Raw genomic sequence first — 19,028 nt, 5'->3', positions numbered from 1 at the left:
GCCATCAGCTTTCGCTTGGGTCCAACTTGGATAGGCTTTGCGCGATTCGGGATAAGCAGGGGGAAGACATGATCGAACGGGGTGCTTCGGGGCGCGTTGCCGCTAATTGTCGGGCAATGATGCTGGGCGCGAGCCTGGCCGCGATCGCCATGGCCGCGACTGCCACGCCCGCGCAGGCGCAGGACGCGCCGGCGACTCCTGCAGTGCCCGCCGATGCCGATGCCGCGCCGCAGGGCGACATTATCATCACGGGTTCGCGCATTCAGCGACGCGACGCCGACACGGTCGGTCCATTGCTGACGATCACCGCGGCGGACATCGCCAAGTCGGGCACGAGCTCGGTCGGTGACCTGCTACAGAAACTCCCTTCGGCAGGCGTCAGCCTCAACTCCAACGGCACGCAGGGTACTTCCTACGGCGCGTCGTCGATCAACCTGCGCTATCTCGGCGGCGGCGAAGGCAGCGGCAACCGCGTGCTGGTGTTGGTCAATGGGCATCGCTGGGTCGATGCGGTCGGACAGCGCGGCTTTCGCGATTTCGTCGATCTCAACACCATTCCGATGGGTATGATCGACGGGATCGAGGTGCTGAAGGACGGCGCATCCGCAATCTATGGCGCCGATGCGATTGCCGGCGTGGTCAACATCAAGACGATACAACCGTTCGACGGTATTCGCGCATCGGGCAAGATGGGGACGACCGACAAGGGCGATGGCGCCGAATATTCGGCGATCCTCAACGTCGGCAAGCGCTTCGGCCGCGCTTCGATCATCCTGTCGGGCAGCTATTTCCAATCGACCGCAATCCGTACCGACGCGCGTGCGCTGACAACCACCTCGCTGGTGCCGGTGACGGCGCCGGGCACCAGTCCGGCAGGCCTCTATATCCTGCCCGGCCTCGCCAATAACGCCTATTTCGGAACCGCGGCGGGCTTTGCCAGCAGCGCATCGCCAATCGCACTGAACGGCGCAAATACGCTCTATGGCGCGGGAGCGCTGGCGGACAACAGCTTCCACGTCGCATCGCTGCCGGGCGATTTCTACAACACGCAGGCTCAGGGCATCTATTCGACCGGCCCGTCCAAGCGCTACGGCATTTACGGTCGCTTCGATTACGAGATCAGCGACAATCTGAAGTTCAAGATTGAGGGCCTGTACAACGATCGCAAGTCGGACCAGCTCTTCTCGCCCGTCCTGCTCGACATAGGCGGCACCGCCGGGACCGTGCGCGGTTTCGCGATTCCCAATAACCAGCCGTTCAACCCGTTCGGCACCGCCAACGGCGTGCCCGCCGCCAACGCGCTGACCTTCGCGGCGAACACCGCCTGGCGTGTCCGCAAGGTGATGACCGACGTCGGCAATCGCGACAATATCCAGGACGTGCAGACCTGGCGGATCGCGGCCGGTTTCGACGGCAGCTTCCGGCTGTTCGGCAATCGCTGGCACTGGGATGCGTTCGCGAGCTACGCGAAGGACTATATTTCGTCCCGTGCGCTGAACGGCATCAACTACGACAACCTGTTTCTGGCGCTGGGCAATCCGGCGACCTGCGCCGCCAATGCGGGCTGCGTCCCGGTCAACCTGTTCGGGCCGATGACGGCGCAACAGGCCGCCTATATTCGCGCGACAACGATCGAATCGAATTTCACCCAGCTATGGAACGCGACGGTCAACGCGACCGGCACGCTGTTTACGCTGCCGGCAGGCGATGTGGCGCTCGCGGTCGGGTACGAATATCGCCGCAACCAGGGCACCGATCGTCCCGACGCGATCGCCAATGCTGCGCCGACCTATCTGGACGCATCGCTTTACGCCAAGACCACCGCGCAGACGCGGACCGCGACGACCGGCAGCTATGACCTGCACGAATTTTATGGCGAGCTGTCGATCCCGCTGCTCAAGGATTCGCCGGTCGGCAAGGCGCTCGATGTCAGCCTGGCCGGGCGCTATTCGCGCTATTCCACGGTGGGCGGCAAGGCGACGTTCAAGGGCGGCGTCGGATACCGTCCGATCGCCGGGGTGTTGCTGCGCGGGACTTATGCGCAGGGTTTCCGCGCACCCTCGATCCTCGAACTCTATCAGGGCTCGCGCCAAACCAGTTTCCAGGGCACCGATCCATGCAATGGCGGTGCGACGGCCAATTCGGCCAAGCCAGGCTGCGCGGGGGTGCCCGCCGGCTACAACCAGATCAACTATAACCTCAATGGCCTGATCCCGGGCGTGATCAGCGGCAATCGCAACCTGAAGCCGGAAACGTCGGACAGCATCAGCGCGGGCATCGCGCTGACCCCAGCACGCGGGCTGTCGCTGACGGTCGATTATTACAACATCAAGATCAAGAACGCGATCGCCGCGCAGTCCGCGACGCAGATTCTGAACCTCTGCGCGTTGCGTGCGGGCGTGTTCTGCGACCTGGTGAAGCGCGACGCGTCAACCGGGGCGGTGATCAACTTGCTCCAGGGATCGCAGAACCTCAATTCGATCAAGACCGACGGTGTCGATGCGACGCTGCGCTACGAATTCCCGACATCGGTCGGGCGGTTCGCCGCGGTGGTCGATGCCTCGTATCTCGGTTCGTTCCGCACCGTATCACCTGATCCCACCAGCAGCGGCACGATCGTCGATAATCGCGCCGGCAAGGGCGACCAGCCGCGATCGACCTATCCGCGATGGAAGGGACAGACGTCGCTCAGCTGGGACGGCGAGGCGGCGAACGCGGTGCTGCGCGCTCGCTATATCGGCCCCAGCACGGATGTTGCGAACGCCGTGAAGGACAACCGCACCAAATCGGTCACCTATGTCGACGCCGAAGTCGGGTTCAACGTCGCGGACGGCCGCTACCGCTTCGGCATCGGCGCCAACAATTTGTTCGATACCCAGCCGCCGGCCTCCTATGCCAACGCGCCGATCAACTACGATATTTACACCTATGACGCGCGTGGCCGGTTCCTCTACGCTCGCTTCTCGGTGAAGATGTAACGCGCCGGGCGCGGGCTGGAGCACAGGGGATGAACGATCCGGCGGGTGCCGCGGGTCGCCGCCGGCATGGTGGGCTGGACCCGGTGATGATGATGCTGGCAGCGATGGCGTTGGCCATATTGCTGACGTGGATCATCCCATCGGGCGAGCATCGCCGCGTATCGGACAAGGAGAACGCGCCAGTCATCGCCGGCACCTATCGTGAGCTGCCCAAGCCGATTACGGCGGACGCGCTGATCCCGGGGGAGGCAACCAAGGGCACGGCGCGCCCGGTCAGTCCGGCGGCGATCGTCACCGCGATTCCGGCCGGGCTCAAGAAATCGGCACCGCTGATCTTTATGATCCTCGCGCTCGGGGGAATGTTCGGGGTGATGCGATCGACCGGCGCGATCGATGCCGGCATCCGCCGCCTGATCGAGCTGAGCGGCGGCCGGCCGATCGTGCTGGTGCCGGTGCTGATGCTGGCCTTTTCGGCGGGCAGCACGTTCCTGGGCATGATCTCCGAGTATCTGTTGTTGATCCCGGTCATCATCGCGCTCGCCGAGAGTCTCGGTCGTAGCCGGATGTTCGGCTTCGCGATTGTCACGCTCGCCGCAAAGGTCGGCTACCTCGCGTCGGTGACCAGCCCGGTCGCGCTGCTGATCGCGCAGCCGATCGTCAACGTGCCCGTTTTCAGCGGGCTGGGCCTGCGCTTCGCCATCTGGGTCGGGTTTCTCGCCATCGCCATGCTGTTCGTGCTGCGCGAAGGGCGGCTGGTCGGGCAGCCTGAGGCGATCGAGCACCAGCACCTGTCGCCGCGGCATCTCGCCGTCCTGCTGATCGGCGCAGGGACGCTCGCGCTGCTCGTCGTGGGATCCTTGTCGTGGGACTGGGACGATACCGAGTTCACCGCCTTGTTCGTGGCGGCCGCGGCGGCGATCGTGCTCACGGGCAAGATACGCCCCGCCGCCGGCGCGCACCTGTTCGTCGAGGGCATGAAGACGATGATGCTCGCGGCCCTCCTCGTCGGCATGGGCCGCGCGGTCGAGGTGATCCTGCGCGACGGACAGATACTCGACACCATCATCGAAGCGGTGTCGCAGCAGATCCACGGCCTTCCTCCGGTGATCGTTGCGCCCATCGTGATGGTTGTGGAGATGTTCCTGACATTGCTGATCCCGTCAACCTCGGCCAAGGCGGCGCTCAGCATCCCGGTGCTGGGGCCGATCGCCGCGTCGGCGGGCGTGTCGGGCCAGACGACCGTGCTCGCCTTCCTGCTCGGAAACGGGCTGGTCAATATGCTCGCGCCGACATCGGGCATGCTGCTCGCCTATCTCGCCGCGGCGGAAATTCCCTATGGCCGCTGGTTCCGTTTCGCGCTGCCGCTGTTCGCTCTGTTCACCCTGCTCTCGGTCGCGGCGCTGATGGTCGCGGTGATGATCGGATATTGACGGTGGCGACCGCCGCGCGAACAGAGGAAACCGCCGACGTTATGGTGCGGATGCGCGACGGCGTGCATCTGGCGACCGACCTCTACCTGCCGGCCGGGACGGGACCGTTTCCGGTGCTGCTCGAGCGCACGCCGTACGACAAGCGTGGCGACAATCACGGCGACTTCACCCGCGCCGATCAGCGCGTGCGGAGCAAGCCGGAGATCGCGCGATGGTTCGCCGACCAGGGCTATGCCTATGTCCTGCAGGATTGCCGCGGCCGGTTCCGCTCCGAGGGCAGCTTTACCAAATATCTGAACGAGGCGGAGGACGGCGTCGACACCTTGGCTTGGCTGTGTCGCCAGGCATGGTGCGACGGTCGGGTCGGCACGCTCGGCCTGTCCTATGGCGCGCATGTGCAGAGCGCGCTGGCGTGCCTGAACCCTCCGGGTCTGGCGGCGATGTTCCTCGATTCAGGTGGCTTTTCGAGCGCCTATCACGGCGGCGCGCGACAAGGCGGCGCGTTCGAACTCAAGCAGCTGACCTGGGCGCGGAAGCATGCCTTGCTCTCGCCGGAGACAGCCGCAGATCCGGCGCGGCGTGCGGCACTCCTCGCCGAGCCTGTCGAGGAGTGGATCGGCCGACGCTGGCGGATCGGCAATTCCCCACTCGCCGCCGCGCCCGAATACGAATCCTATGTCGTCGAACAATGGGACAATGACCGGCTGACCGATTTTTGGAAGCAGCTCGGCATCTACGCGCTCGATCGCTACGCCGGTTATGCCGACGTGCCGATGGTCCATATGTCGAGCTGGTTCGATCCCTATTCGCAAACCGCGATCGACAATTACACCGGCCTTGCTCCGATAAAGCGCGGGCCGGTCAAGCTGGTGCTGGGGCCGTGGACGCACGGGCAGCGGTCAGTAACCTATGCCGGCGATGTCGATTTCGGCGACCAGGCCCCGCTCGATGGGCATGTCGGCGGCGATTATTTCGCCCTTCGCCGCGACTGGTTCGACCGCCATATGCTCGGGCGGCAAGACGTCGTCGATCCCCTCCCGTCGCCGGTCCGCTTGTTTGTGATGGGTGGGGGTAGCGGGCGGCGCAACGCCGACGGGCGGCTCGACCATGGCGGGCGCTGGCGCGACGAACAGGAATGGCCGCTCGCTCGCACCCGGCAAACCAGGCTCTACCTCCACGGCGACGGCAGCCTGGACGAAGCGCCGCCCTCCGCTGGCGCGCCGCCGTGCGGCTATGATTTCGACCCAGCCGATCCGGTGCCGACAATCGGCGGCGCGATCGCATCGGGCGCGCCCGTAATGTTCGCCGGCGCATACGACCAGCGCGAAACCGCAGGCCTGTTCGGTGCGCGCCATCCGGGACGCGCGCTGGCCGACCGACCCGACGTGCTGGTGTTCGAGACCGCGCCGCTGACGGCGGATGTCGAACTGACCGGCTCGATCGTCGCCAATCTTCACGTCAGTTCCTCGGCTGTCGACACCGATTTCACCATCAAGCTGGTCGATGTCTATCCGGCCAGCGATGATTATCCTCAGGGCTATGCGATGAACCTGGCGCATGGCATCCTGCGCGCACGGTTCCGGCAGTCGTTCGAGGATCCGCAGCCGATGGAGCCGCATCGCATCTATGCCATCGCCATCCGCAGCTTCCCGACCAGCAACCTGTTCCGCGCCGGCCACCGGATCCGGGTCGAGGTGTCGAGCAGCAACTTCCCGCATTTCGACATCAACCCGAACAGCGACTGGCGAGTGCCCGAAGCCCCGCCGCAAATCGCGCACAACAACATCCATGTCGATCGCGATCATCCCTCGCATGTCCTACTGCCGGTCGTTCCTGACGCGAAAGGCTGACGCATGAGGCCGAGGGACGGCAGGCCGCTGTCCGCGCTGGGGGTGCGCGCACTCGAAACGCTGGCCGAGGTGATGCGCACGGGATCGGCCACCGCTGCCGCAGCGAACCTTGGCATGACGCAGCCGGGGGTGAGCCGCACGCTGGCACAGATCGAGCGCGCGATCGGATTCGAACTATTCTATCGCGATCGCGGCAAGCTGGTTCCGACCAAGGACGGCTTGTTGCTCGCCGAGGAAGTCGAATTCGCGCTCGCCGGATTGCAGCGGGTATCGAACCTCGCCAGCGACATCGCCAATTCGACCGCGGGCGAACTCAGCGTCGTGGCGCCGCCGAGCTTCGCCGACGGCGTCCTGCCGGATATTGTGGCGAGCTTTCTGCGCAATCATCCGGGCGTGCGCTTCAATCTCGATTCGCGCAGCCTGGAAACGAGTAAGGCGCTGATCGCGACTCGCGTGGTCGATTGCGGGTTCATGAAAATGCCGGTCGCGAGCGACGAACTGCATTGCGAGCCCCTGGTGTCGAGCGGGTCGGGCTGCGCCCTACGCGCCGACCATCCCCTTGCCAGGCACGACGTTCTCACGCCCGACCTGCTCAATGCAGCGCCACTGATCCTGCTCGGATCAGGCCGGCAGTGGCGCATTCAGGTTGATCAGGCGTTCGCCGGATATAATCTGCGCCCGACCGTTGCGATCGAGACCCATACACACGGCTCCGCTTGCGCACTGGCCTCGCGCGGCGTGGGTATCGCCATCGTCAACACACTGCTCGCGCGAAGTTATGTACGCGAGGGCTTGGTCATGCGAAGCTTCGAACCGCCGATCGTCCATCAGTACGGGATTGTCACTGCGGTCAGCGCACAGAGATCCCGGTTGGTGGCTGCCTTTGCCGAGGAGGCTCGAAAGGCATTATCGCGCCAGCGGCTGGCGTAGGGGCAGGATTGAGCAGGACATCATCACACTAACGGACACAACCGCTTCGCCCTCGATCGCCCTTTAAAGGAAAGCATATCGGAGCGAGTTCGCGTTATTTGGCGGTGATCCGCGGCAGGTGCGTAGCTTTACGGATACCCACCGCCCTAAGCTTCGGTAACCTTGCCCAAATGCGCCTCGGCCCTGGGGTCGCGTTGGAGAAGAGGCTGCGCAGGATGACCGTATTTCATGCAGACCTCGCTGCGCTCGCGGTACCGCGATATACCAGCTATCCGACCGCTGTAGAGTTCAGCGGCCAGGTCGGCCCCGATCAGTATGCCGCCGCGCTCCACCGGCTGTCCGCTGCCGACCACGTCTCGCTGTATTTGCATATCCCCTATTGCCACCAGATTTGCTGGTATTGCGGTTGCAACACGGGCGCGGCGGGCCGCACGTCGCGGCTTGAAATCTACGTGGATGCGCTGATCGCGGAAATTGCGCTTGTGGCCGCCAGTGTCGGCGCGCGGGTAAAACATGTGCACTTTGGCGGCGGCAGTCCCAACGCGCTGACGCCGCGCCAGTTCGAGCGCCTGGTCGTCGCGATTCGGCGCAACTTCACGATCGACCACGACGCCGAATGGGCGGCTGAACTCGATCCCCGTCATCTGAACGTCGAATTTTGCCGGGCACTTTCGCGGTCCGGCATCCGGCGCGTCAGCTTGGGTGCTCAAACCTTTGACCTTGGCGTTCAGGCCAGGATCAACCGCCTGCAACCGTATCGCCTGGTCGCACAGCAGGTCGCCGAGCTGCGCAAAGCCGGTATCGCACACATCAACCTCGACCTGATGTACGGGCTGCCGGGGCAAACGCTCGACTCGATCGCGCGGACGGTCTCCCTGGCAAAGGGCTTGGCCCCGGACCGGGTCGCCATGTTCGGTTACGCACACTTGCCGCGCATGCTGCCACGGCAGCGCATGATAGACGAGCGCCAGCTGCCCGACGCCGAGGCGCGGTTCTGGCAAAGTATTTTGTCGCGCGATCTCTGGGAGGAAGCCGGCCTTCAGGCCGTCGGCTTCGATCACTATGCGCGTCCCGACGACAACCTCGCCCTCGCCGCCGCTAGCGGGAATCTCAGAAGAAACTTCCAGGGCTTCACGGACGATAATTGCCAAACGGTGATCGGTTTGGGGGCATCGGCCATCAGTTCGTTTCCCGACCTGATCGTCCAATCCGAGAAACATGTCGGGCAATACCGCATGCGCGTTGGCAACGGTCGCTTTGCCACGACCCGCGGCAAGCTACGGTCCAACGACGACCAACGCCGCGGGCAAATTATCGAGCGGCTGCTGTGTACCCGCAGCGTCGATTTGACCGCTCTTGGCTGGACGCCAGCGGATGCTCGACAAATGATGGCCGATGCCGCGACAGTGCTCACGCCGCTGGCTGAGCGCGGCCTCGTATCATGCCATGATACTGGCCTTTCCATCACTACCGAGGGGGCACCCTATGCGCGGATCGCCGCCTCGGCGTTTGATCGCTACCGGACGCCGTCCGCCGAACGCTTCAGCGCGGCCATATAGACCAATGGGGATGTCGGTGGCGGGAGCAGATCAGCCGCAGTTCCAGAGGACTGCCGCCTGGTCTGTCGGCACCCTCCACCCCGTTCACCACCGTCGTCACGCGGCAAGAAGGCCCAGGTCGGCCGTGTCGCAATAGGCGTCGAAAAGTTCGCGGAAATGGTCGTCGATCGTCCGTATCGACGGGTGGTGCCGATCTGAGCGGTCGTCTCGGTGAGGGAATGTCGAAATTGCGCGACGCAAGTCGTCAGGATCGGTGGCGCGATACCTGACTGACAATGCGTCATCTGCATGGTCGGCCGCGCCGCCTCGGTCGGGAACGATTATCGGCAGGCCGCTCGCGCGGGCCTCGGCGGCGACCATGCAGAAGGTTTCGGCTTCACAGCCATGTACAAGCGCGTCGCCGCTCGCCAGCACCGTGGCGAGCGCGGTGCGCTCACGGACCGGTTCGCCGACCACGATATGGGGCGACCCGCGGGTTGCCGCGGTCAACGCCCCCCGCGCCCTGCCATCGCCGATCAGTACGAGGCCGACCGCTGACGTTGCGCTGGCGGCGAGCGTGGCTTCAATCACCATCTTCCAGCGCTTTTCCGGCGAGTATCTGCCGACCCCGAGCAGGAGCGTTGCATCGGCACCCAGCCCACACAGATCGAGCAATTGACGACGCAGCGCAGGGTCGCGTCGACGCGGCGAGAACAAGCCGGGTTGAACGCCCATTCTGATCGTTCGCGCGCCGCCGACGCCGCCCGCTCGCAGCCGCTCCGTAAGTTGATCGCTCGCGCAGATGACGGCGTCGAACTGCGCATCAAGCTGACGTAGATGCCGCCAGAACCGGTCGAACCCGCGATCGATCGTGGCGATGCCAGCCACGGCGCCGAACCATCGATAGGCATAGGCCGACAAGGGATCACAATGCATTACCAACGAACGTGGCGCGCTGCCTTGCCAGCGGCCGACCATCGAAGCGCTCGACCATGGCGACGATACCTCGACAAAATCCGGGCGCCACGCCGCCAAGGTTTGGTGAAGCTTCTTCTCGTCGGCGAAATAGCGATAGCGGCGGTCCAGCGGAAACCGCGGCGACGCAATCGTGACCAGGATCGCGCCCTTTCCCATTTGGGTTACCGAGTCGGCTTCCCCCGGCGCGATAACGACGGCTTCATGGCCGAGCAGGGGCGCTGCCGCCAACTTACGGTCGATATAGGTTTTCACACCGCCGCCAGCGGGCGTGTAGAAAGCGCAGACGTCGACTATTCTCATTCGCGACCTCACAACTGCGGCGCTCACGGCCATTGTCATCAGGACGGAATGCTTGCCGGAAACCGCAGCCTGTCCAGCGCACCACCCGCCAAACTATTGCACTCGGCTCGTTGGGAAGGCACAGGATCCGGCCACTTGACCTGCCGGGATGACGCGCCGTTCACGACCAGCTTTCCGGACTGACCGGCGCTTATGCCGAGTTCCGCGAAGAACTGCGCCGCTTCCTCATCGCCCGGCTCGGCGACGCTGCGGAGGCGGACGACGCGCTTCAGGAACTATGGATACGGGCGAATGCCGGGGACAGCGGACCCATCGCCAATCCGCGCGCCTATCTGTATCGCGCCGCGCAGAACCTGGCGCTCGATGTGGTCCGCTCACGAACCTCCCGCCAGCGGCGCGACCGGGAATGGGCGGATTCGCTGCGCGATCGGGCATTCATCGAGCCGGTGGACTTGAGCCCGAACGCCGAAGCCGCGATGTTGGCGCGAGAAGATGCCGCAGCGCTGGCCTCTGCGATCGCCGCATTGCCGGAAAAAGCGGGTCAGGTGTTCCGCCTCCACAAGATCGACGGACTGTCGCATGCCGACATCGCGGCGCGGCTGGGAATCAGCCGTAGCGGCGTCGAAAAGCATATTGCCGTCGCCATGGCGCATCTTCGTCGAGCGATGGCGGACTGAGGTATGGCGATCTCACTGCGTCATAACAGCGAACAGGGACGGCTCGCCGGGGCAGGCGCGCCGGGGGATGCGGTATGAGCGAAGATGTGGACGACATCGACGAGGCTGCGGCGCGCTGGCATGCGATGCAGTACGACGACGCCATGGACTGGGACGGGTTCACGCGCTGGCTCGAAGCAGACCCGCGTCACCGGCCCGCCTATGATGCCATCGCCCTGCTCGACGCCCGGATCGACGCAGCCCTCCCGGTGCTTCGTCATGCGTTGGGGACCGAACCTCCAATCCGGACGCTCCGTCCTCGCCGAGCGATCGGCTGGGCGCTGGCCGGAACGGCGGCGGCTGCAGTCGCGGCGATCGGCATCGCGTTTATGCCGGGCAACCCGATCCCGGCCCCGACGATCTATCGTACTGCGCAGGGACAGGTTCGCGACGTTCAACTCGCCGACGGCTCCAGCACCACCCTGTCACCTGGCAGCATGCTGAAGGTGTCGGGCGCCTCGCGCGATCCCCTGGTGTTGAACGGCAGCGCGAGGTTCGACATCCGTCATGACCCGGCCCGGCCGATCGAGATTCGCGTCGGTGACTATTCCATCCGCGATGTCGGCACCCGCTTCGAAGTCTCGGCAAGCGGCGGCATGTTGCGCGTGGCGGTGACGGAAGGACGGGTTGCCGTCCGTTCGCTCAATGCCGGGGGCGAAGTCGAAGTCCCTGCGGGCCAGGTTCTGACCGCGACGGACTCACGATCCGCCCCGGCCCTGACGGCGATAAGGCGGGCAACGCCGGGCGGCTGGAGAACTGGCCGTCTAACCTATGACGACGTTCCCCTCGGCCTGATCGCCGCCGACATCGCCCGATACTCGGGCAAGAGCATCGTCGTCGATCCCCGCATTGCCAAGCAGCGTTTCTCCGGGATACTGGCAACCGGAAGCGCCGATGCGATGATCGACGCGCTGTGTGAATTGGCGAACCTGCGAAAGCGATCGGAAGGCGATGCGATACGTCTCGACGGTGGCGCTGGCCGCTAGCGTCGCGCTTTGCCCGCAGGCTGCTCTGGCGCGGGACACCGTCTATCAAGTAAATATCGGTGCAATCGATCTGGCCGATGCGCTGGCGACCCTCTCGGCGCAGACCGGCATATCGGTGGCGACCGACGGGCCGATCCCCCGGGAGCGATCGGCTGCGGTTCAGGGGCGCATGTCGGCACGCGAGGCCCTCGACCGCATGCTGCGCGCCAGCGACCTGCGCGCGATCCGGGTGGGCGCAACGACCTATCGCATCGTCCGGCGCAAACATCCGTCATCGAGTGCGGGCCAGCCCAAAGCCGATCCGGAGGCCGAGGCTGGGCCGGATATTGTCATCACCGCACGCAAGCAGAGCGAGGAGCTGTCCAAGATCGCCGCGCCGGTAGCGGTTTATCAACCCGAAGAGAAAGATGGTCCAGGCGTACGCAAGGACAGTCATTCGGTGGCGAATGACACCGACGGGCTGGCGCTCACCAATTTAGGGCCGGGCCGCGATCGGCTGTTCATTCGCGGTATCGCCGACAGTCCGTTCAACGGCTTCAGCCAGTCGACCGTCAGCGTGCAGATCGATGACGGTCGCGTTACGTATGACGCCCCCGACCCGGGACTCCGCCTGGTCGACGTCGCGCGAGTCGAAGTACTCAAGGGTCCGCAAGGTCCACTCTACGGCACCGGGGCACTGGGCGGCGTCTACCGGATCGTCACTAATCGGCCGGTGTTGGGGGTCACGAGCGGCGGTGGCGGTTTCGGATTCTCCGCCGTGTCGAGGGGGGGCCTTGGCGGCGAAGGCGAAGCGGTGCTCAATCTTCCGCTCGTCAACGATCTCGTTGCTGTTCGCTTCCTCGCTTATGCAGCCGCAGATGGCGGATGGATCAACGATGCGGACGGGTCGCGCAACCTGAACCGCTCGATCACGTATGGCGGTCGCGCGATGCTGAGGATCGCGCCGGCCGATGGCTGGACGATCGACTTGTCCGGGCTGTTCCAATCGATCGGTGTGCGTGACAGCCAATATGTCGATCGCGCCGCCCGGGATCTCACGCGCGATCTTTCGATCCTGGAACCGCGCGCATCGCGGGTCCGTATGGCGCAAGCCACCGTCACCGGGCCGGTCGGCTCGCTGCAACTGACGGCGGCGACAAGTTACACCTGGCAGGATCAGGACGACCTGTTCGACGCCACGGCGTCGGCGGCCGCGCTCGGCGTAACCGGTCCGGCCAGCTATCGCGATTACCGCGTCTATCATCTGCTCGACCAGGAGGTGCGGCTGTCCTCATCCTCGGACGCCAACCTGTCTTGGTTGGTCGGGGCGTCGTACCTCGCAGCCGTCACGCGGGCGACGGGCGACATTTCGAGCGGTGGCCAACCGGCTTTCCCTTTTTTCGCCTTGCACCGTATCGTGACCGAAGCGGCCCTGTTTGCCGATGGCTCGGTCGACCTGTCACCGCAATGGCGGCTAGCTGCGGGTATCCGGCTTTTCCGCTCCACGACCGACGACGAGCGGCTGGAACAGATCAGCCAATCCGCCCGCAGCAAATCGCTGATCGGCGTCACGCCCAGCGCGTCGCTTTCGTACCAGTTCACGCCGGATCGTTCAGTCTATGTCCGCGTGGGAACCGCTTTCCGGCCGGGTGGCATCGACCCGACCAATCCAGCCACCGGCCGTTATGACGCCGACCAACTGACCAGTATCGACATCGGCACGCGCCTCAGGCTGGATCGCGGAAGACTGTCTCTCGACGGCGGTTTTTTCGCATCGAACTGGCAGGACATTCAGTCCGACTATCTGGAACCCACCGGGCTGATCGCGACGCGTAACGCCGGCAAGGCAACGAACGTCGGCGTCGAAGCGTCCGCCGACTGGCGGCGCGGCGGCTGGCGAATGAAGGCGGGCTTCACATGGCAGCGCCCGCGTCTGGTGAGCGCAACCGACGGGACCGATCTACCGCCCGACCGCCGCCTGCCGGTTGTGCCGGACATAACGGGACGCGTCCGGCTCAGCCGCGACATCGCGGTCGGCGGCTGGCGCATCACGCCCCAAATCGCCGCCGATCTGGTCGGGGCGTCGCGTCTGAGCTTCGATGCCGGGCTTGATCGCCGGGTGCCGGACTACGTTGTGGCCAGGGCCGGCATAGCGGCCGATCGCGACGGCCTGGTCGTCCGGTTCGACATCGACAATCTGCTCGATGGTCGCGCCGACACGTTCGCCTTCGGAAACCCGTTTTCCGTGGGCGTGGTCCGCCAATACACCCCGCTCCGGCCGCGGACATACAGTCTCTCGGTATCGCGACGCTTCTAATTTTATTTCAATGAACCTGCGGTTTCCGCGTCCGGCTACGTCATTGACGCAATGACCGAACGAAGTTCCGCCGCAGCGCGCCCGCGACGATTGATCGTGTCGATCCACGACGTTTCGCCACGGCACGAGAGCGCGATCGATCAGCTCCAGGCTCAGCTTGAAGCGGACGGCGTAACGCGCCTTGCCATGCTGGTCGTCCCGAACTTCTGGGGCGAGGCCCCGATCGTGGCCGGCTCGCCGTTCGCCACCCGCTTGCGCCATTGGTCCAGCCGCGGGGTCGAGATTTTCCTGCACGGATCGGAACATCGCGATCGGTCGCGACACGACCGCCCAATGGATCGATTCAAGGCGCGCCACATGACCGCCGGCGAAGGCGAGTTTCTCGGCCTGACCGAATGGGAAGCGGCATCCCTCGTCACGCGCGATCGCGCGTTGCTCGAGGATATGATCGGCCAGCCCGTTACCGGCTTCGTCGCCCCGGCCTGGCTGTACGGTAATGGTGCGCTCGACGCTCTCCAGCGCGCCGATATCGGCATCCTGGAAGATCATTGGCGGGTGTGGGACGCGGCAAGCGGACGAACGCTGTCGCGCTCCCCGGTAATAACTTGGGCCACGCGGACGCCGGCGCGAAAAGCGTCGTCTCTCGCGGTGGCGGCGATCGCGCGGTCTGCCCCCGGGCCGCGCGTGATGCGGTTGGCGGTACATCCCGGCGATGTACGGTCCGATCGCGTCAGGCGGAGCATATCGAAGACAGTCGGTGTGCTCCGCCGTCGCCGTGTCGTCAGCCGCTACGCGGATCTGATCGTCGACGAGCGGCTGACCGCGTGATCCGGCCTTCCTTTCATCGAGCTAAAGATCGTCATGCTGCAATCCATTGACGCGTCGGCCGGCCGGTCGCCGCAAGAGATTCTACCGCTGCTGGTCGCGAAAGCAGCCACGCGCGATTTCGTCCGCAAATGGGCGGGCGTCACTTTGTCGGTTGCGATTTTGATCGCTGTCGCGATCCAGGTGCGCGGCATAGATTTCGGAAAAATTCTGTCGATCGCGCCAGGCTTTTCGTCGTTCTGGATCGTGTTTCTCTGTTTCTATCTGCTCGTCCCGCTATCGCATTGGGTCATTTACCGGCAAATTTGGCGCCTGGGTCCGCGCGCGATCGTGCCCCTGCTTCGCAAACAGGTCGCGAACGAAGTGGTGCTTGGATATTCCGGTGAAGCTCACTTCTATTTCTGGGCAAGGCAACATGCGGGCCTGACGGGATCGCCGTTCGGCGCAATCAAAGACGTCTCGATGCTGTCCGCGATCGCCGGCAACATCGTAACGCTAGTCTTGATGGCTGTCATGGCGCCCACAATCGCCCGCATCATGACGGGTACGCTCGCGACGACCTTCCAGCTCTCGGTGATGGCCGTGGTGATCTTGTCGCTGGCGCCATTCGTGTTTGGTCGTCGCCTGTTCTCGCTGACCGCATCTGTCCTGACCCGGGTGTTCGCGGTTCATCTGGCAAGACTGGCGCTTATCGTCATCCTCTCCGCGGTAATGTGGCATATCCTGCTCCCGACCGTGCCGGTCGCGGTCTGGCTGTCCCTCGCCACGCTCAAGCTGATGATCTCGCGCCTCCCGCTCGTCGCCAACAAGGATGTGCTGTTTGCCGCCGCGACAATGCTGCTTCTTGGTAAAGAGGCGGATGTGGCGGCTGCCGTGGCCCTTACCTCAAGCCTTACGCTGCTGGCTCACGTCTCGGTCGGTTTGGTCACTGCGCTTTACGGGTTGATCGAGCGGAGCGAGCCCGCGCAATTGCACCCATCCCGACAATTATCGTGACTTTCTTGCCGACGGCAACGTCCTGGTCGGCTCGGGCAAAGTGTTTCGTCGGCTAGAATGCCAAGCCCACCCGCAACCAAAGGCAGTCCGCTTTGCCATGGCACAAGACGAGATACATCTCTGCCTCGACGAATTATAGAAACGTATCCGACTCTCATCGCGTAGCAGCGCACGAGATATTTGAGAGCCGAACACCGCGGCTACCGCGAATAATAATACGGTGGAATCAACAGGTATCGATGTGGAACTGTCGGAGACATAATCGGGATATAAAGACCAACAGAGGATCTCTGCCGTGGCCGATAAAGCACTTGCCCTTGCCCCGTCTGCTTTGCCCGAAGTCGATCGCCGTTCAGCTTCTCGTATTCGTACGGTCTACCGAGTAGCCCGCGTACGGGCACGCGGCGACGAGGGGTTGGCCCGCGTGCATAATCTGTCGGACGAAGGCATGATGCTCGAACTCGGCTTTCCCGTGATGCTGAACGACACGGTCCGCATCGATCTGACCGAAACGGTTTCCCTGGAAGGAAAGGTCATCTGGACCGAGGGAGGCCGTTGCGGATTGAAACTGCGGCGCCCCGTCGACAGCGCGGACCTGCTTCGCCAGATGTGCGAGGAACAGCGCAGCGGCGCGACGCGGCCATTGCGTCTGGGCATGCGGCGTCCGGCGATGACGGCCAGCGAATTTGGACTGAAGCCCGTGAGCGTCGTCGATATTTCGCAACGTGGTATGAAGCTCGCGCATGACGGCAGCTTCCGTCCCGGTCTTGCGGTCAAGGTGACGACCGACACGGGGATCGAGCGGCGCGGCGTTGTCCGTTGGACGCGCGATGACTTGGCCGGCGTGATACTGACGGAACCGTTCACCGTCGCCGAACTTGGATCGCTGAGGTCGTGGCGGAGTTCCCGCGCGTCATCCGAGACACCGCAAGCAGCAGATCCTTCGTCTTGAAAGGCTTGCGCAGGGTCGGCACACCCTCGAGAAACGGGCGCGCGTCCTCCAGCTCGTCGGCAAAACCGGTAATGAGAATTGCCGGCAGTCGCGGGCGCTCCGCCCGCGCTTCGGCGATCAGCTCTATCCCTGTCGTACCGTCGCCCAACCGGATGTCCGAGATCAAGAGCGCGTAATCCGTCCGTCCACGTATCAGCGCCATCGCTTCCTTCGCATTGCTCGCATCGTCGACCAGATGGCCTGCGCGGTTGAGGTGCAGCGCCAAAACCTTCCGAATCTTGGCGTCATCCTCGACGACGATGACCCGAGGCAGGGCGCCGGCCGCCGCAGCCTCGGGCTTCTCGCCGGACCCTTCGGCCGGGAGTAACAGGTTGACGGTGGTGCCGTGTCCGGGCTCGCTCTCTATCACCGCATGGCCACCGGACTGCGCGGCAAAGCTATAGACCATGCTCAGCCCAAGGCCCGTACCGCGATCCCGGTTCTTGGTCGTGAAAAACGGCTCGAAGGCACGCGCGGCGGTTTCCGCGTCCATCCCCGTGCCATCGTCGGTGACGGAGACCACCACGGCATCCTCCAGTCCTGGCCCGGCGTCGGAGCGACGTCTCGTCGCAATCTTGATCGTTCCGCCACGCGGCAATGCATCCCGGGCGTTCAGTGCCAAGTTGAGCAAGGCGGTTTCGAACAGCGTTTTGTCGACGATGACAGCAGCCAGGTTGGGGCTGAGATCGGCCTCGATCCGGATCGGCTCGCTTATCGTCCGGCTCAGTAGCGAGACGACGTTCCGGACGGAATGATTGACGTCGATCGACTGCGCGGCGTTCGCCTGCCCCCGGGCGAATTCAAGCATGCGCGACACCAGTTTCGACGCGCCGTCGGCCGCGTCTATGATGTCGGCGATCGCCTCGCCCACCGGTGTATCGTCATCGATCTCGTCGGCAATCAGTTCGGCATTGCCCAGGACCAAGGCGAGAATGTTGTTGAAGTCATGCGCGATTCCGCCGGACAACTTGCCCAGCGCTTCCATCTTCTGCGACTCACGAAGCCGTGTTTCGAGTTCCAGGCGAGCGGTCACATCCGCCAGCACCCAAACGAAGTAACGTCCTTCTTCGGCATCGTTGACCGGCGTGATGCTGATCTCGTTCCAGAAGCTTGTCCCATCCTTGCGGTAATTCAACAGGAGTCCGCTAAACGGTCGCCGGGCGGCCAACGCTGCGCTGATCTCGTCCTTTGTTGACTGCGAAGTGCCCGATCCACACAGAAAACGGCAGTTCGAACCGCGAATTTCGGAGAGTTGGTATCCGCTCAGGCGCTCGAACGCCGGGTTGCAATATACGATGGGATTATCGGCCGCGAAAGGGTCCGTAATCACGACCCCCTGTGATACCGCATCGAGCGCCGCGCTCTTGATCTTGGGGATGTCAAATTCCTTTTAAAACCGGTCTCGTTGAAGAGAGAGTGACGCGGCCAGGCGCACTAATTCGAGTGGGTTCGCAGCTAGCCCGCGTGACGGTTTATTGTTATAATATATATACAATTCTGATTAGGAAGCAATGATTTTAGCGACTTAGCCGCTCGCCTAACGATATGTTAACCTCGATCGCTATGATTCGTTCCTCGGAGGCTGAGGCGATCCATGCGAATTTACGTGCTCGATGACGACGCCGCGATGTGTCGGACGCTGGCCCGGATGCTGTCTTCAGACGGTAATCAGGTGTGTGGCTTTACGGGCCCTGCCGCTTTGCTTTCCGCCATCGAAATGGCTTCTCCAGACGTCTTGCTTCTCGATATCGGCCTAGACGGCGCAAACGGCTTGGACGTCCTGACTCAGGTAACGGCGACAAGGACCGAACTGCCCGTCGTGATGATTTCTGGGACCAGTGAGGTCGACGATGCAATTGCCGCGTTTCGCGGGGGCGCGGTGCAATTCCTTCGTAAGCCTTTCAGGCGCTCCGAACTCGAGGCTGCATTGAGCGACGCGGCAAGAATTGGCAAAGAGCGCGCGCATCGTCTGGCGCGCACGCGCACGGCGTCCGCGATAAGCCTTTCGAAGCGCGAACACGAAGTTTTGGCGGGTATGACCGAAGGTTTGCAGAGCAAGTTGATTGCGCATCGCCTCGGCATCAGTCTCCGGACCGTCGACATGCACCGGGCGAATATCTTCAGCAAACTGTCGGCAAAGAACGCCACGCACGCCGTTGCGATCGCCCGCCAGCTCGATCTGGCTCGCTGAAGGTGGTTGCCAGAGCGCCAGCA

14 protein-coding genes are annotated in these 19,028 nt (G+C 63.9%); 12 read left to right on the top strand and 2 right to left on the bottom strand.

Translation table 11 applies throughout. The features are described 5' to 3' along the window. Positions 1–116 precede the first annotated feature (116 nt). The 5 genes from J0J06_RS12480 (at position 117) to hemN (ending at position 8,747) form a co-directional block, all read left to right on the top strand. Positions 117–2,978, top strand: coding sequence for a TonB-dependent receptor (locus J0J06_RS12480; RefSeq protein ID WP_294042385.1), 2,862 nt, complete (start codon positions 117–119; stop codon positions 2,976–2,978). Positions 2,979–3,007: 29 nt separating this feature from the next. Continuing rightward, positions 3,008–4,408 (top strand): hypothetical protein, encoded by a 1,401-nt coding sequence (locus tag J0J06_RS12475; RefSeq protein ID WP_294042383.1) that lies wholly within the window; start codon positions 3,008–3,010, stop codon positions 4,406–4,408. A 2-nt stretch (positions 4,409–4,410) separates the two neighbouring features. Then, complete coding sequence (locus tag J0J06_RS12470) at positions 4,411–6,258, top strand: CocE/NonD family hydrolase (protein WP_294042381.1); 1,848 nt, start codon at positions 4,411–4,413, stop codon at positions 6,256–6,258. A gap of 3 nt (positions 6,259–6,261) precedes the next feature. Continuing rightward, entirely contained in the window at positions 6,262–7,188 is a 927-nt protein-coding gene (locus J0J06_RS12465; RefSeq protein ID WP_294042379.1) for a LysR substrate-binding domain-containing protein, read from the top strand. Between the two features lie 215 nt (positions 7,189–7,403). Further along, positions 7,404–8,747: an oxygen-independent coproporphyrinogen III oxidase gene (gene hemN / locus J0J06_RS12460; RefSeq protein WP_294042377.1), complete on the top strand. Its 1,344-nt coding sequence runs from the start codon at positions 7,404–7,406 to the stop codon at positions 8,745–8,747. A gap of 96 nt (positions 8,748–8,843) precedes the next feature. On the opposite strand, the gene J0J06_RS12455 is transcribed toward hemN, so the two are convergent. Further along, the gene (locus J0J06_RS12455) at positions 8,844–10,004 is read right to left on the bottom strand and encodes a glycosyltransferase (RefSeq protein ID WP_294042375.1); all 1,161 of its coding nucleotides are present in this window, start codon (positions 10,002–10,004) and stop codon (positions 8,844–8,846) included. 179 nt (positions 10,005–10,183) lie between these two features. On the opposite strand from J0J06_RS12455, the gene J0J06_RS12450 reads away from it, so the two are divergent. The 6 genes from J0J06_RS12450 (at position 10,184) to J0J06_RS12425 (ending at position 16,775) form a co-directional block, all read left to right on the top strand. Beyond that, positions 10,184–10,681, top strand: a complete 498-nt coding sequence (locus tag J0J06_RS12450; RefSeq protein ID WP_294042524.1) for an RNA polymerase sigma factor — start codon at positions 10,184–10,186, stop codon at positions 10,679–10,681. A gap of 74 nt (positions 10,682–10,755) precedes the next feature. Further along, on the top strand, positions 10,756–11,706 hold the full coding sequence (locus tag J0J06_RS12445) for a FecR domain-containing protein (RefSeq protein ID WP_294042373.1): 951 nt from the start codon (positions 10,756–10,758) through the stop codon (positions 11,704–11,706). Further along, positions 11,672–14,002, top strand: coding sequence for a TonB-dependent receptor (locus J0J06_RS12440; protein WP_294042371.1), 2,331 nt, complete (start codon positions 11,672–11,674; stop codon positions 14,000–14,002). The genes J0J06_RS12445 and J0J06_RS12440 overlap by 35 nt, the downstream gene beginning before the upstream one ends. A gap of 51 nt (positions 14,003–14,053) precedes the next feature. Further along, a complete protein-coding gene (locus J0J06_RS12435) occupies positions 14,054–14,830 on the top strand; it encodes a polysaccharide deacetylase family protein (RefSeq protein ID WP_294042369.1) in 777 nt (258 codons plus the stop codon). A 33-nt stretch (positions 14,831–14,863) separates the two neighbouring features. Further along, the gene (locus tag J0J06_RS12430) at positions 14,864–15,823 is read left to right on the top strand and encodes a hypothetical protein (RefSeq protein ID WP_294042367.1); all 960 of its coding nucleotides are present in this window, start codon (positions 14,864–14,866) and stop codon (positions 15,821–15,823) included. A gap of 295 nt (positions 15,824–16,118) precedes the next feature. Beyond that, positions 16,119–16,775, top strand: a complete 657-nt coding sequence (locus tag J0J06_RS12425; RefSeq protein WP_294042365.1) for a PilZ domain-containing protein — start codon at positions 16,119–16,121, stop codon at positions 16,773–16,775. Here the strand turns inward: J0J06_RS12425 and J0J06_RS12420 are convergent. After that, positions 16,687–18,183, bottom strand: coding sequence for an ATP-binding protein (locus J0J06_RS12420; RefSeq protein ID WP_294042522.1), 1,497 nt, complete (start codon positions 18,181–18,183; stop codon positions 16,687–16,689). The two genes, J0J06_RS12425 and J0J06_RS12420, sit on opposite strands and share 89 nt — an antisense overlap. 225 nt (positions 18,184–18,408) lie before the next feature. On the opposite strand from J0J06_RS12420, the gene J0J06_RS12415 reads away from it, so the two are divergent. Continuing rightward, positions 18,409–19,005 (top strand): response regulator, encoded by a 597-nt coding sequence (locus J0J06_RS12415; protein WP_294042363.1) that lies wholly within the window; start codon positions 18,409–18,411, stop codon positions 19,003–19,005. Positions 19,006–19,028 lie beyond the last annotated feature (23 nt).

It is taken from the genome of Sphingomonas sp., from assembly GCF_017304615.1.
Classification (GTDB): domain Bacteria; phylum Pseudomonadota; class Alphaproteobacteria; order Sphingomonadales; family Sphingomonadaceae; genus Sphingomonas.
The sequence above is the reverse complement of the archived record's forward strand: the minus strand, read 5'-3'. Positions and strand labels throughout refer to the sequence as shown.